The organism is Arthrobacter sp. 05N33_2 (assembly GCF_056397425.1).
Map to the genome: position 1 here is coordinate 1 of NZ_JBFTNJ010000041.1, position 12,665 is coordinate 12,665.

Here is a 12,665-nt window from a genome sequence, read left to right on the forward strand (position 1 = left end):
GAACCCGTAGGCCTCGGGGTGCTTATTCAATTCATGCAGCCGGAGCGGCCGCGGGTCTGTGATCAGGAGGCCGAGGACGCCGTGGCCGGTCGGCAGCGGACCGATCTGACGCGCCAGTTGGCCATCGATGCCGACAGTGATGAAGTGGCTGAGCGCGTGGTCATCACCGATGACGCCAAGGGCGCCGAACCTGGCGTGCAACAACCGGCAGGCCGATTCGACGACGCGTTCCAGGACGGCATCCAGGCTCAGGTCCTCGGCCAGGGCGACGACGGCTTCCAGCAGGCCGGTGATGCGTTCCTTGGATTGGAGCAGCTCTTCCGTCCGGGCGCCGAACCCCATCAGCAGTTCCTCAACGACGGGATTTGGTTCGGACACGGTATGGCCTGAGCCCTCACCCGCTGAATGCATGTCATTGCCCCCATTCGCTCCGGCCAATGTAGACGCTGACGGCCTTTTGCCAGAATACCGCGAACCACTCAGGAAAGCCTCAGAATTCGCAGATTAACCCGGCGGCTGGGTCCATTTGCCCTAGCCGCCGTCAGCCCGGCCGCGTACGCTCGCCGGCATGAGCACTGAATCGAGCCCGGGCCGTCACGAGCCAAAGGACCAGACCCACGCCGTCGAAGACCTCGACCACCACGAATGCTGGCGGCTGTTGCGCAGCGTCTCCGTCGGCAGGCTGGCGGTCTGGGTGGACGACCATCCCGACATTTTCCCCATTAACTACAAAGTGGACCACGGCACGCTGGTGTTCCGCACCGCGGAGGGCACCAAGCTGCAGGCGGCCACAGGCGGCACGCCGGTGGCGCTGGAGGCCGACGGCATCAATGCTGACACCGGAGTCGCCTGGAGCGTCGTCATCAAGGGCCAGGCCGCGCCGGTGCAGAACCCCCAGGAAGTCATGGACACGGTGGGCCTGTTGCTGTTCCCGTGGCAGGCCGGAAAGAAGGAACATTTCGTCCGGATTGCGCCGGACACCGTCACGGGCCGGCGGTTCAAGGTGGTGCCGCCCCAGACGTGGTGGACGCCGTTGGACGACGCCACGCGCTCCGGCCTCGAATAACCCCCCACCCCCCTAAAAACACATCTTGCGCTTTCAGATCGGGTTGCCCTGAGGGCTTCAGGGCAACCCGATCTGATAGCGCAACGTGGGGCGCGGCGTGCGGTCAGGCGACGCGGGTGATCTCCACGCTGACGCTGAGGGCCGATCCCCCGCCGCCGGACAGGATGCCCTTGAGCGGCGGCACGTCGCGGTAGTCGCGGCCCCGGGCCACGGTGACGTGGAAGTCCCCCGCGGGTTTGTGGTTGGTCGGGTCCCAGCTGCGCCATTCGCCGTCCCACCACTCGAGCCACGCATGCGACTGGCCGGCAACTGTCTCGCCGAGCTCCGCCGTCGAACGCGGGTGAAGGTAACCGGACACGTAGCGGGCCGGGATACCGCAGCTGCGCAGTGACCCGATGGCGAGGTGCGCCAGGTCCTGGCAGACGCCCTGCCGCTGGTTCCACGCCTGTTCGGCGTTGGTGGTGACGCCGGTGGAGCCCTTCATGTAGGTCATTTCACCGCGCATCCAGGCAAAGACCGCCATGGCGGCCTCGTGCGGCGATTTCCCGTCGACGACGCCGGGAATGATGGCGAGCACCTCGGAGCCGGGACCTGTCAGCTGGGACTGTGGAATCCAGTCGCTGAACTGGTTCAGGGTTTCCGCTGCGGCCAGGACGTCCCACCCGACGATGTCGGCCTCGGTTGCGATCTTCTCGACCCGGTGCACCTCGACGGTGGTGGTGGACAGCACCTCGAGGTGCTCGTGCGGCATCTGCATGTCGAAGGCGGTCACCCGGGTGCCCCAGTAGTCGCGGTAGCTGCTCAGGGCCGCCTGTGAGGGCGAAACCTTCATGGAGGACTCCAGTACCACCTGCTGCGGGTCCGTCAGCGGGGTCATCCGGGCCTCGTTGTAGGACAGGGTCACGCGTTTGTTGTACTTGTAGGCCGTCTTGTGGACGATGTTCAGCCGGGTCATGAAACTTCCCCCACCCAGGCCAGTTCGTCTGCCTGATTGAAGTACTTACGGGAAATGGCGTCCGAGGCCTGCGACACGGCCTTTTGCACACGCTCCATGTGCTCCGGCAGCTCCGACATGAGGTCATCGGTGCGGTGGAACTCCAGGAAGGTGCGGGCCTGCCCGACGATCCGGCGGGCGTCGTTGATGAAGCCGACGCGCTGGGCCGAGGGGTCGAGCTTCGCCAGGCACTCGTCGGCGTCGCGCAGCGCGTAGACGATGGACCGCGGGAACAGCCGGTCCAGCAGCAGGAATTCGGCCGCGTGCTGGTCCCCGAACGCAGCCCGGCGGGTCCGCAGGAAGGATTCGTAGGCCCCGGCGCAGCGGAGCATGTTCACCCAGGACATGCCGGCCGAGAGGACATCGCGGGTGGAGAGCATGCGCGCGGTCATGTCCGCACGCTCCAGCGACCGGCCCAGGACCAGGAACTGCCAGCTCTCGTCGTGGCTGACGGTGGTGTCGGCGAGGCCGCTGACCATGGCGGTGCGCTCCAGGACCCAGTTGCAGAACCGGTAGGTGCCCACCACGTCCTTGCGGTGCTGGTTGAGCCCGTAGTAGGTCGTGTTGAGGCTTTCCCAGAGCCCGGAGGAGACGGTCTCGCGGGCTCGGCGGGCGTTTTCCCGTGCGGCACCGAGGGAACCGGCAATGGAGGTGGCACTCTGCTTGTCGTAGGCGAGGGCGTTGAGCAGTTCGGGCAGGCCGAAATCGTCGCTTTGTGCGCGGGCACCCATGACGGCGAGGAGTTCCTGCGCCACGCTGCGCTGTTCCTCCATGGGCAGATGGTTGAGCCGTTCGAGGTGGACGTCGAGGATCCGGGCGGTGCCGTCGGCCCGTTCCACGTAGCGGCCGATCCAAAACAGTGACTCGGCAATACGGCTAAGCATTCGCGGTTACCTCCTGCGCGTCAGAAATCTGCTGCTGCTGTTGCTGCTCTTTCTGGCTGTCGCGCCAGTTGCTCTCCACCGGCCWGACCGAAACCCGCTCGCGGACTGCGATGGTGGGTCGCGGGATCACTTCGACGGGGACCTGCGGGGAATCGGCCAGGACCCAGGTGTCCTTGGAACCGCCGCCCTGGCTGGAATTGACGATCAGCGAGCCCTCCTTGAGCGCCACGCGGGTCAGTCCGCCGGGGAGAACCCAGACGTCCTCGCCGTCGTTGACGGCGAAGGGGCGGAGGTCCACGTGGCGGGGGCCGAACTTGTCGCCGCTGAGCGTCGGCACCGTGGACAGCTGCAGCACCGGCTGGGCGATCCATCCGCGGGGGTCGGCGATGATCCGCTTGCGCAGGGCGTCGAGTTCCTCCCTGGACGCGTCCGGGCCGATCACGAGGCCCTTGCCGCCCGAGCCGTCCACCGGTTTGACCACGAGCTCGTCCAGGCGGTCCAGGACGTGTTCCCGGGCTTCCTTCTCTTCGAGCCGGAACGTGTCCACGTTGGCGATCACGGGCTCCTCGTTGAGGTAGTACCGGATGAGGTCGGGCACGTAGCTGTAGACCAGCTTGTCATCGGCGACGCCGTTGCCCACKGCRTTGGCGATCGTGACGCCKCCGGCGCGKGCGGCGTTGACCAGGCCSGGGCAGCCGAGCATGGAGTCGGCRCGGAACTGCAGCGGGTCCAGGAATTCGTCGTCGATGCGTTTGTAGATGACGTCCACGCGCTGCTCGCCCGCGGTGGTGCGCATGTAGACCCGGTTGCCGCGGCAGATGAGGTCGCGGCCCTCGACGAGTTCGACACCCATGAGTCCGGCGAGCAGGGTGTGCTCGAAGTAGGCGCTGTTGAACACGCCGGGGGTCAGGACCACCACGGTGGGATCGTCGACGCCGGAGRGCGCCGTCTTCCGCAGGGCGGACAGGAGCCGGCGGGGGTACTCCTCGACCGGGCGGATGAGCTGCTGACCGAAAGCCTCGGGCAGGCCCTTGGCCATGGCCCGGCGGTTCTCGAGGACGTAGCTGACGCCCGAGGGKACGCGSACRTTGTCCTCSAGSACMCGGAASGTGCCSKCGGCGTCGCGGACGACGTCGATKCCGGARATRTGGACSCGGACGCCKCCGGCCGGCTCAAAGCCGTGCACCTGGCGGTGGAAGTGCGCGCTCGTCGTGACGAGCTGGCGCGGGATGACGCCGTCGGACACCACGGTCATCTTGTCGTAGACGTCATTKAGGAAGGCTTCAAGGGCGCGGACGCGCTGGGCCACACCGCGTTCCAGGACGCTCCACTCATCGGCGGGGATCACGCGGGGGACGATGTCCAGGGGGAAGGGCCGTTCCTCACCCGCGAAGTCGAAGGTCACGCCGCGGTCCAGGAAGGTCCGGGCCATGGAATCGGCGCGGGCGCTGACGTCAGCCAACGAGAGTTCGCGCAGGGCCAGGGCCACCTGCCCGTAAGATCTCCGGGCCTGCTGGCCGGGGGCAAACATCTCGTCGTAGGCGCCGGTGCGGCCGGCGGCCTCGGAGTATTCCTGGAATAGGTCAGACATGGTCACTAGCCAACCACTTTTTTGTTGCGAAATCATTTCGGCGGCCCGCGGCGCGGCGCTCAGTGCTGGCCGCGCAGTCCGGGCCGCCTGCCGGGACGGCCGCGGTTACGGCTTTTCCGGCCGGGTACGGCAATGTAGGGGCGTGCCCCCCAAGAGATCCGCCACCGCCTCAGGCCTGAGAGAGGCCGCGCCAGGCCTGGCCGGCGCCGCGGCGGCCGTCGCCGTCGCCGTCGCCGCCCACCTGCTTCTTCCCGCGCTGCCGGCGATGACAATGGCCGTGCTCCTCGGGCTGCTGGCGGCCAACCTGCCGGGCGTGTCTGGCTGGACCGCCGGGCCGGCGCGGCCCGGGCTGGACTTCGCCGGCAAGCACCTCATGCGGGCCGGGATCGTGCTGCTGGGGCTGAAAGTCAGCCTCGGCGACGTGCTGGGCCTGGGCTGGGCTGCGCTCCTGCTCGTGACCGCCGTCGTGCTGGCCGCTTTCGCCGGGACGTACGGAATCAGCAGACTCTTCCGGCTGCCGCCCCGCGTGGCGCTGCTGGTGGCCACGGGATTCGCCATCTGCGGGGCGTCCGCGATCGGGGCGATGGCCGCCGTGCGCCGAATCCGGCAGGAGGAAACCGTGCTGCCGGTGGCGCTCGTGACCCTGTGCGGCACGCTGGCGATCGGTGTGCTGCCGCTGCTCGCGCGGCTGCTGGGCCTGGGTCCGGAGATCTTCGGGGCGTGGACCGGCGCCTCCGTCCACGACGTCGGGCAGGTGGTCGCCACCGCCCAGACCGCCGGCACCGCGGCGCTGGCCGTCGCCGTCGTCGTTAAACTCACCCGGGTGATCCTGCTGGCACCGATGGTCGCCGCCGCGGGCTTCCATCACCGGCTGGGCACCGCAGCCGACGGCGCCAAGCGCCCCCCGGTGGTCCCGCTGTTCGTCATCGGATTCGTGGCCCTGGCGGGCCTGCGCACCACCGGATGGCTCTCCCCCGCGGCCCTGGACGCGGCCGCCGCCGTCCAGGACGTGCTGCTCGGCATGGCGCTGTTCGGGCTGGGCTCCGCCGTCCGGGTGGGCCAGCTGCTGCACACCGGCGCACGCGCGCTGCTGGCCGCGCTGGCGTCCTGGCTGCTGATCGCCCTGCTGGGCCTGGCGGCCGCCTTCCTGATGTTCCCGCCGGCGTGACCGGGCACACACGCTCCCGTGATTAGATAGCGGGGTGTCAAACCAGAATCTGAGCCGCGACGAGGCCGCGGACCGCGCCGCCCTCATCACCACTCACAGCTACGATGTCTCCCTCGACGTCCGGCAGGCGGCCGACCCGAACGTCGCCGGCTACACGAGCCGCAGCATCATCTCCTTCTCGGCCAGCGAACCCGGCGCGACGACCTTCGTGGATTTCATCGCCGGCAGCGTGCACAGCGTCTTCCTCAACGGCAAGGGACTCGCCGTCGCCGACGTCGTGGACGGTTCCCGGATCCGGCTCGAAAACCTGCAGCCGGAGAACCAGGTCACCATCACGGGAACCGCCCTGTACAGCACCTCCGGTGAAGGCATGCACCGCTTCGTCGATCCCGCCGACGGCCAGTGCTACCTCTACACGCAGTATGAACCCGCCGACGCCCGCCGGGTGTTCGCGAACTTCGAACAGCCCGACCTGAAGGCCGAGTTCACCTTCCACGTCATGGCCCCCTCCGACTGGCAGGTGTCCTCCAACGGCGCCGAGGTGCTGCGCACCCAACTGACGAGTGATCCCGCCACGAGCCGCTGGGACTTCGCGCCCACCAAGGCGATGTCCACCTACATCACCACCGTCCTCGCCGGACCGTACTTCAAGGCCGAGGACGCCTGGCGCGGCACGCTCGCCGACGGCACCGTTCTGGACGTACCGCTGGCGCTCTACTGCCGAGCCTCCATGGCCGCGTCCTTCGACACCGACGCCCTGTTCCGCCTCACCAGGAACGGGCTGTCCTTCTTCAACGAACTCTTTGATTTCCCTTACCCGTGGGGCAAATACGAGCAGGCGTTCGTCCCCGAGTACAACCTCGGCGCCATGGAAAACCCGGGCCTGGTGACCTTCACCGAAAGCTACGTCTTCACCTCCCGGGCCGCCGATTCGCAGTACCAGGCCCGCGCCAACACGCTCCTCCACGAGATGGCGCACATGTGGTTCGGGGACCTCGTCACCATGAAGTGGTGGGATGATTTGTGGCTCAAGGAATCCTTCGCTGATTACATGGGCACCCTCGGTGTGGACCGGACCACGGACTGGGACACGGCCTGGGTGAACTTCGCCAACAACCGCAAGGCGTGGGCCTACGTCCAGGACCAGCTGCCCACCACCCACCCGATCGTCGCCGACATCCCGGACCTGGAAGCCGCGAAGCAGAACTTCGACGGCATCACCTACGCCAAGGGCGCATCGGTGCTCAAGCAGCTGGTGGCCTACGTCGGGTTCGAGGCCTTCATCGCCGGGTCCCGCCAGTACTTCCGGGACCACGCCTACGGCAACACCACCCTCGCCGAACTGTTGGCCGCCCTCAGCGCCGCGTCCGGCCGCGACCTCAGCGAATGGGCCCGCCAATGGCTCCAGACCTCCGGCATCTCCACCCTGTCCAGCGAGATCACCGAATCCACCGAATCCACCGAAGACAGCAGCGCGCTCAGCTCCGTCGCCGTCCTGCAGGACGCCGTGGATCCCACCACCGGCCGGCAGGAGCCCCGCCCGCACCGGCTGCGGATCGGCCTCTACGATTTCGACGACGCCGGCGCCTTGGTCCGCACTGACAGCGTCGAGACCGATGTCCGCGGCGCCCGGACCGATGTGACCGCGCTGGCCGGCAAACCGCGCCCTGCGCTGCTGCTGGTCAATGACGAGGACCTCAGCTACGCCAAGGTCCGGCTGGACCCGCATTCCGAGGCGACTGTCCGCGGCTCCCTGGACAAGCTGGACGACCCCATGGCGCGGGCGCTGTGCTGGACGGCGCTGTGGGACTCGGCCCGGGATGCCGTCACACCGGCCGCACTCTACGTCGACGCCGTCGAGCGCTTCGGGCCCGCCGAGCCGGGCATCGGCGTCCTCCTCAATGTCCTGGGCAATGCCTCGACGGCAGTGGAACGCTACGTGCCCCGGGGCCAGCGCGATGCCGTGCGCCACGGCTTCCTCACCACGGCCGCCGAACAGCTGCACGCGGCAGCGCCGGGTTCCGACCAGCAATTGGCCTGGGCCCGGACCCTTGCCGCAACCAGCCGCTACGACGCCGGCCGGCTGGACCTGCTCAGGGGCATCCTGGACGGCAGCACGGTGATCGATGGCCTCGCCGTGGACGCCGAACTGCGCTGGAATCTCTGGCATGCCCTGGCGGCCAACGGCCAGGCCCCGCAGGAGCAGCTCGACCAGGAGCTCGCCCGGGACAACACGGCGGCAGGCAAGTCCGGGCACGCCACGGCCCTCGCCGCGCGCCCCGAGGCATCCGTCAAGGCGGCCGCCTGGGAGGCCGCCGTCCACGGCACCGGCCTGTCCAACCAGCTCCTMGGCGCCACGATTGCCGGGTTCAACACCGGCGCGGCCTCCCTGCTGGCCGGGTTCATCGACCCGTACTTCGAATCCCTCGAGGACGTCTGGGCGGACCGGAGCATCGAGATCGCCAGCCGGATTATCCGCGGCTTCTACCCCGCGGCACAGGACCTGGACGGCGGAACGCCCGAAACCCACGCCGTGATTGTCCGCACCGACCAGTGGCTGGCCGCCCACCCTGATGCGCCGCGTGCCCTGCGCCGGATCATCATCGAACAGCGCAGCCAGCTGCACCGTTCCCTCAGGGCGCAGGCACTGACAGCACCGGCCCAGGCACCATCGACTGCTCCGTAACGGCCCTTTTGACGGCTGAAATCGGCGGCTGGGCCCACGCCGGCAGGGTTCCCTGGCCGAGCTTGCGAGGCGAGGGTGCCGGTGGGGAGCAGCCGATGGGGATGAAGGCTGTTAGGGAGCGGGCTTCTTAAAGAACAGGCTCCTACGGGACCCGGTGCAGCCACTCCGTGGTGCCGAACTTGGTCTCCACGCGGCGGCGGGCGGCCTCCAGCTCGGCGTCGGTGAGGACGGACGGTGTCGCGCCGTAGCGTTCGGCGAAGACGTCCATCATCGCTGCAACGATTTCGGCGCGGGCCAGGCCGGTCTGGCGGCGGAGCGGATCCACGCGCTTCTTGGCGCTCCTGGTGCCCTTGTCGGACAGTTTCTCCTTGCCGATCCGCAGGACCTCCACCATCTTCCCGGCGTCGATGTCGTAGCTCATGGTGACGTGGTGCAGCATCCCTCCGTTGGCGAGCCGCTTCTGCGCCGCCCCGCCGATCTTGCCGTGCTCCGTAGCGATGTCGTTGAGCGGCACGTAGAAGGCGCTGATGCCGACCTTTTCCAGGGCCGCCATCACCCAGGCGTCGAGGAAACGGTACGAGTCCGCGAAGCTGATGCCGTCCACGAGGGTCTGCGGCAGGTACAGCGAGTAGGTGATGCAGTTCCCGGCCTCCATGAACATYGCTCCCCCGCCGCTGATCCGCCGGACCACGCTGATGCCGTGCCGGGCCACGCCCTCGGGATGGAGTTCGTTGCGGACGGACTGGAAGCTACCGATCACCACGGAGGRCTCCTCCCAGTCCCAGAACCGCAGGGTGGGATTGCGCCGCCCGGCGCCGACTTCCTCGGTGAGGACCTCATCCAGGGCGACGTTGACGTGGGTGGGGAGGACTGACGGGGCGATGATGTTCCAGTGGTGGTCCGCCCAGCCGGTGGCCTTCGCCAGGGCGCGGCGGACGGTGACGGCGACGGCGTCGGCGGAAAAACCGAACAGCACGGTGCCTTCGGGCAGCGCCGCCGTCACGGCGTCCGCGATGTCCGAGGCACTGGTCTCGACGGGCAGCCCGGTGAGCGCCCGRTTAATCTCCGGCAGCGCCTCGTCGGGTTCGAGGAAGAAGTCCCCGCTCAGCGAGACGTGGGCCAGGACGCCGTCGACGACGTCGAAGTCGGCGACCACGAGCTTGCCGCCCGGGACCTTGTATTCGCCGTGGTGACGGCCGCCGCCGTCGTCGTCGGGGCTGGGGGCGGTGGCCGCGGGATGGGATGTCATGACCTCCATCCTGCCGCATGCGTCCGGGAACCCGGGAACCCGGGTCACCCGTTTAGCCGGAACAGCAGCAGAGACGCAGAAAGCCCGCACCGTTGCCGGTGCGGGCTTTCCATAAGACCTTGGGGAAGAAAGTTACTTCTTGCCGCCGAAGCCCTTGAAGCGAGCGTTGAAGCGCTCGACGCGGCCTGCGGAGTCCATGATGCGCTGCTTGCCCGTGTAGAACGGGTGGGACTCGGAGGAGATTTCGACGTCGATGACCGGGTAGGTGTTGCCGTCTTCCCACTCGATGGTCTTCGAAGAAGACACGGTGGACTTGGTCAGGAACTTGACGCCGGAAGCCAGGTCGTTGAAAACAACAGCTTCGTACTTCGGGTGAGTATTAGACTTCATAATKGGACCTTTGTTCRCRCAACTGGATTTTGCCAGYTGCCAGGTATGAATGGGATGGCCGGCGGAAAGCACCGGACGGCCAGCTATCAATGATAGCCGATCCCCGGACCGCTGACGAACACCATTGGCGCACGTCAGCGCGGCGCGGCCGCCGCACGATGCAGGGGCCTCAGTCCTTCGGGCGGAGCTCCCAGAACGCCACCGCCGACGCCGCGGCGACGTTGAGCGAATCGACGCCCGGGCGCATCGGGATTTTCACTGCGAGGTCGACGGCGGCCAGGGTTCCTTCGCTCATGCCCGCGCCTTCCGTGCCCAGCACCAGGGCCAGCCGCTCCGGGCGGCGCGCCGCGAGCACGTCGAGGTCCACCGCGTCATCCGTGAGTTCCATGGCCGCCACGGTGAAGCCTTGCTCCTGCAGCGCGGCCAGGCCTTCCGCCCAGTCCTCCAGCCGGGCCCACGGAACCTGGAACACGGTGCCCATGCTGACCCGCACGCTGCGGCGGTAGAGCGGATCCCCGCAGCGCGGCGAGACCAGGACGGCATCCACGCCCAAGGCCGCGGCCGAGCGGAAAATGGCCCCGACGTTCGTGTGGTCCACGATGTCCTCCAGCACCGCAACCCGGCGGGCTCCGGCGAGCAGGTCCGCCAGCGGCACCGGGGCGGGCCGGTGCATGGCGGCCATGGCGCCGCGGTGCAGGTGGAAACCGGTGATTTGCTCCAGCAGCGCCGCGGGGCCGATGTAGGCCGGGACGTCCGGGTACTGCTCAAAGACGTCGGAGAGGTCCCYGGCCCACTTCTCGGCCAGGAAGAAGGACCGCGGCCGGTGCCCTGCGGCCAGGGCCCGGCGCAGGACGCGGGAGGACTCGGCGATGTACAGGCCCTCGGCGGGTTCCCGGATTTTGCGCAGGTGCACGTCCGTGAGCTGCGTGTAGTCCGCAACCCGCGGGTCGTCGGCGGATTCAAGAAAGTGAAAGGTCACGGGCAGGTCATTCCTGGGAGGCTGTTGGAAGGGCTATTTGAACAGGTTGGCGGTCATGAACCCCAGCGCCACCAGGCCCAGGGTGAAGATGACCCCGCGCAGGACCGCCGGAGAGAGCCGGCGCCCCACCCTGGAGCCAATCACGCCGCCGATCAGGGAGCTCACGGCGATCAGCCCGACCACACCCCAGTCGATCCGGTCGAAGGCGAACAGGAGGTAGGAGGCTGCGGCCACCACGTTCACGCCCAGGACCAGGAAGTTCTTCATCGCGTTGGCGTTCTGGATGGTCCCGGTCATGAACACGCCCAGGATGCCGACTAGCAGGATGCCCTGGGCCGCGACGAAGTAGCCGCCGTAGACGCCGGCGAGGTACACCAGCACCACGAGCAGGACACCGTGGCGGCGGTCCCGGATCGCGTGCTCGGGGTTCTCCTCGCGGTTCCTCACCCACCGCTGCAGCCGCGGCTGGAAGACCACCATCAGCAGGGCCAGCACGATCAGGACGGGGGCGGCGTAGTAGAAGACTTTCTCGGGCAGGTGCAACAGCAGATAAGCGCCGGTGACGGCACCCAGCAGGGAGGCCGGCAGGAGCCGGAGCAGCTGCTTGCCGCGGCCCTCGAGTTCTTTCCGGTAGCCCCAGGCGCCGGTGGCGTTGCCGGCCACGAGCCCCATGGCGTTGCTGATGGAGGCCGTGACGGGGGCGTAGCCCAGGGCGATCAGCACCGGGAACGTGACCAGGGTGCCGGATCCGACGACGCTGTTGATGGTGCCCGCCCACAGCCCGGCGAAGAATATGAGGGCGCTATTGAGGAGCTCCACGCGCGGTCAGCGGCCCCGTCAGCGGCTGGCGGTCGCGGTGTACCGGCCCGCGTTGACGCTGACGTCCAGCGGCAGGCCGAACGTTTCGCTCAGGTTTTCCGCCGTGAGGACCTCCTGCAGCGGGCCGGAAGCCACGACGCCGCCGTCGCGCATGAGCATCGCGTGCGTGAAGCCTGGCGGCACTTCTTCGAGGTGGTGGGTGACCAGGACGATCGCCGGGGCGGCGTCGTCGCGGGCGAGTTCGCTCAGGCGCTGGACCAGGTCCTCGYGGCCGCCGAGGTCGAGCCCCGCGGCCGGCTCGTCCAGGAGCAGGAGCTCGGGATCGGTCATGAGGGCGCGGGCAATCTGGACGCGCTTGCGCTCCCCCTCGGAAAGCGAGGCGAAGGGGCGGTTGAGCAGCGGGCCCATCCCCCACTCGTTCAGCAGCCCGAAGGCGCGCCGCTCGTCGTCCTTCTCGTAGCCCTCGCGCCAGCGGCCGGTCACGCCGTACGCGGCGGTGACCACCACGTTGAGGACCTTCTCGTGCTCGGGGATCTGGCTGGCCAGCGCAGCGGAGGACAGCCCGATCCGGGGGCGGAGCTCGAAGACGTCGACGGCGCCGAGGACTTCCTCGAGGATGCCCGCCATTCCGGAGGTCGGGTGGATGCGGGCCGCGGCCAGCTGGAGGAGCGTGGTCTTGCCGGCGCCGTTGGGGCCCAGGATCACCCAGCGTTCGCCCTCTTTGACCTGCCAGTCGACCTTGTCCAGGAGCGTCTTCGCCCCACGTACAACACTGACCCCGGCCATTTCAAGAACATCACTCATAGGAGTAGACACTAGGACAAAAAAGCGGGCGACTG

11 protein-coding genes and 1 pseudogene are annotated in these 12,665 nt (G+C 68.3%); 3 read left to right on the forward strand and 9 right to left on the reverse strand.

Annotated elements, in window-relative coordinates:
• Positions 1–342: pseudogene (locus tag AC1DHX_RS14695) on the reverse strand (histidine kinase); the annotation flags it as partial.
• A 226-nt stretch (positions 343–568) separates the two neighbouring features.
• Between AC1DHX_RS14695 and AC1DHX_RS14700 the strand changes: the two are divergent.
• Complete coding sequence (locus AC1DHX_RS14700; RefSeq protein WP_476850950.1) at positions 569–1,066, forward strand: pyridoxamine 5'-phosphate oxidase family protein; 498 nt, start codon at positions 569–571, stop codon at positions 1,064–1,066.
• A gap of 103 nt (positions 1,067–1,169) precedes the next feature.
• On the opposite strand, the gene AC1DHX_RS14705 is transcribed toward AC1DHX_RS14700, so the two are convergent.
• The 3 genes from AC1DHX_RS14705 to AC1DHX_RS14715 are packed head-to-tail and all read right to left on the reverse strand — an operon-like array spanning position 1,170 to position 4,535.
• On the reverse strand, positions 1,170–2,021 hold the full coding sequence (locus AC1DHX_RS14705) for a transglutaminase family protein (protein ID WP_476858585.1): 852 nt from the start codon (positions 2,019–2,021) through the stop codon (positions 1,170–1,172).
• Complete coding sequence (locus AC1DHX_RS14710) at positions 2,018–2,944, reverse strand: alpha-E domain-containing protein (protein WP_026266338.1); 927 nt, start codon at positions 2,942–2,944, stop codon at positions 2,018–2,020. Before AC1DHX_RS14710 ends, AC1DHX_RS14705 begins: the two co-directional genes overlap by 4 nt.
• The gene (locus tag AC1DHX_RS14715; protein ID WP_476900168.1) at positions 2,937–4,535 is read right to left on the reverse strand and encodes a circularly permuted type 2 ATP-grasp protein; all 1,599 of its coding nucleotides are present in this window, start codon (positions 4,533–4,535) and stop codon (positions 2,937–2,939) included. The genes AC1DHX_RS14710 and AC1DHX_RS14715 overlap by 8 nt, the downstream gene beginning before the upstream one ends.
• A 142-nt stretch (positions 4,536–4,677) precedes the next feature.
• Between AC1DHX_RS14715 and AC1DHX_RS14720 the strand changes: the two genes are divergently transcribed.
• The gene (locus AC1DHX_RS14720; protein WP_476858587.1) at positions 4,678–5,703 is read left to right on the forward strand and encodes a YeiH family protein; all 1,026 of its coding nucleotides are present in this window, start codon (positions 4,678–4,680) and stop codon (positions 5,701–5,703) included.
• Between the two features lie 34 nt (positions 5,704–5,737).
• On the forward strand, positions 5,738–8,389 hold the full coding sequence (gene pepN / locus AC1DHX_RS14725) for an aminopeptidase N (protein WP_476858588.1): 2,652 nt from the start codon (positions 5,738–5,740) through the stop codon (positions 8,387–8,389).
• A 142-nt stretch (positions 8,390–8,531) separates the two neighbouring features.
• Here pepN and AC1DHX_RS14730 read toward each other — a convergent pair whose 3' ends face one another.
• The 5 genes from AC1DHX_RS14730 to AC1DHX_RS14750 all read right to left on the reverse strand — a co-directional run bounded on the left by AC1DHX_RS14730 (position 8,532) and on the right by AC1DHX_RS14750 (position 12,630).
• On the reverse strand, positions 8,532–9,638 hold the full coding sequence (locus AC1DHX_RS14730) for a lipoate--protein ligase family protein (protein ID WP_476900169.1): 1,107 nt from the start codon (positions 9,636–9,638) through the stop codon (positions 8,532–8,534).
• Between the two features lie 132 nt (positions 9,639–9,770).
• Positions 9,771–10,028 (reverse strand): type B 50S ribosomal protein L31, encoded by a 258-nt coding sequence (locus AC1DHX_RS14735; RefSeq protein ID WP_018772953.1) that lies wholly within the window; start codon positions 10,026–10,028, stop codon positions 9,771–9,773.
• Positions 10,029–10,197: 169 nt separating this feature from the next.
• Entirely contained in the window at positions 10,198–11,007 is an 810-nt protein-coding gene (locus tag AC1DHX_RS14740; protein ID WP_476900170.1) for a TrmH family RNA methyltransferase, read from the reverse strand.
• Between the two features lie 33 nt (positions 11,008–11,040).
• Positions 11,041–11,826 (reverse strand): sulfite exporter TauE/SafE family protein, encoded by a 786-nt coding sequence (locus AC1DHX_RS14745; protein WP_476849642.1) that lies wholly within the window; start codon positions 11,824–11,826, stop codon positions 11,041–11,043.
• Between the two features lie 18 nt (positions 11,827–11,844).
• A complete protein-coding gene (locus AC1DHX_RS14750; RefSeq protein WP_476900171.1) occupies positions 11,845–12,630 on the reverse strand; it encodes an ABC transporter ATP-binding protein in 786 nt (261 codons plus the stop codon).
• Between the last annotated feature and the right edge of the window lie 35 nt (positions 12,631–12,665).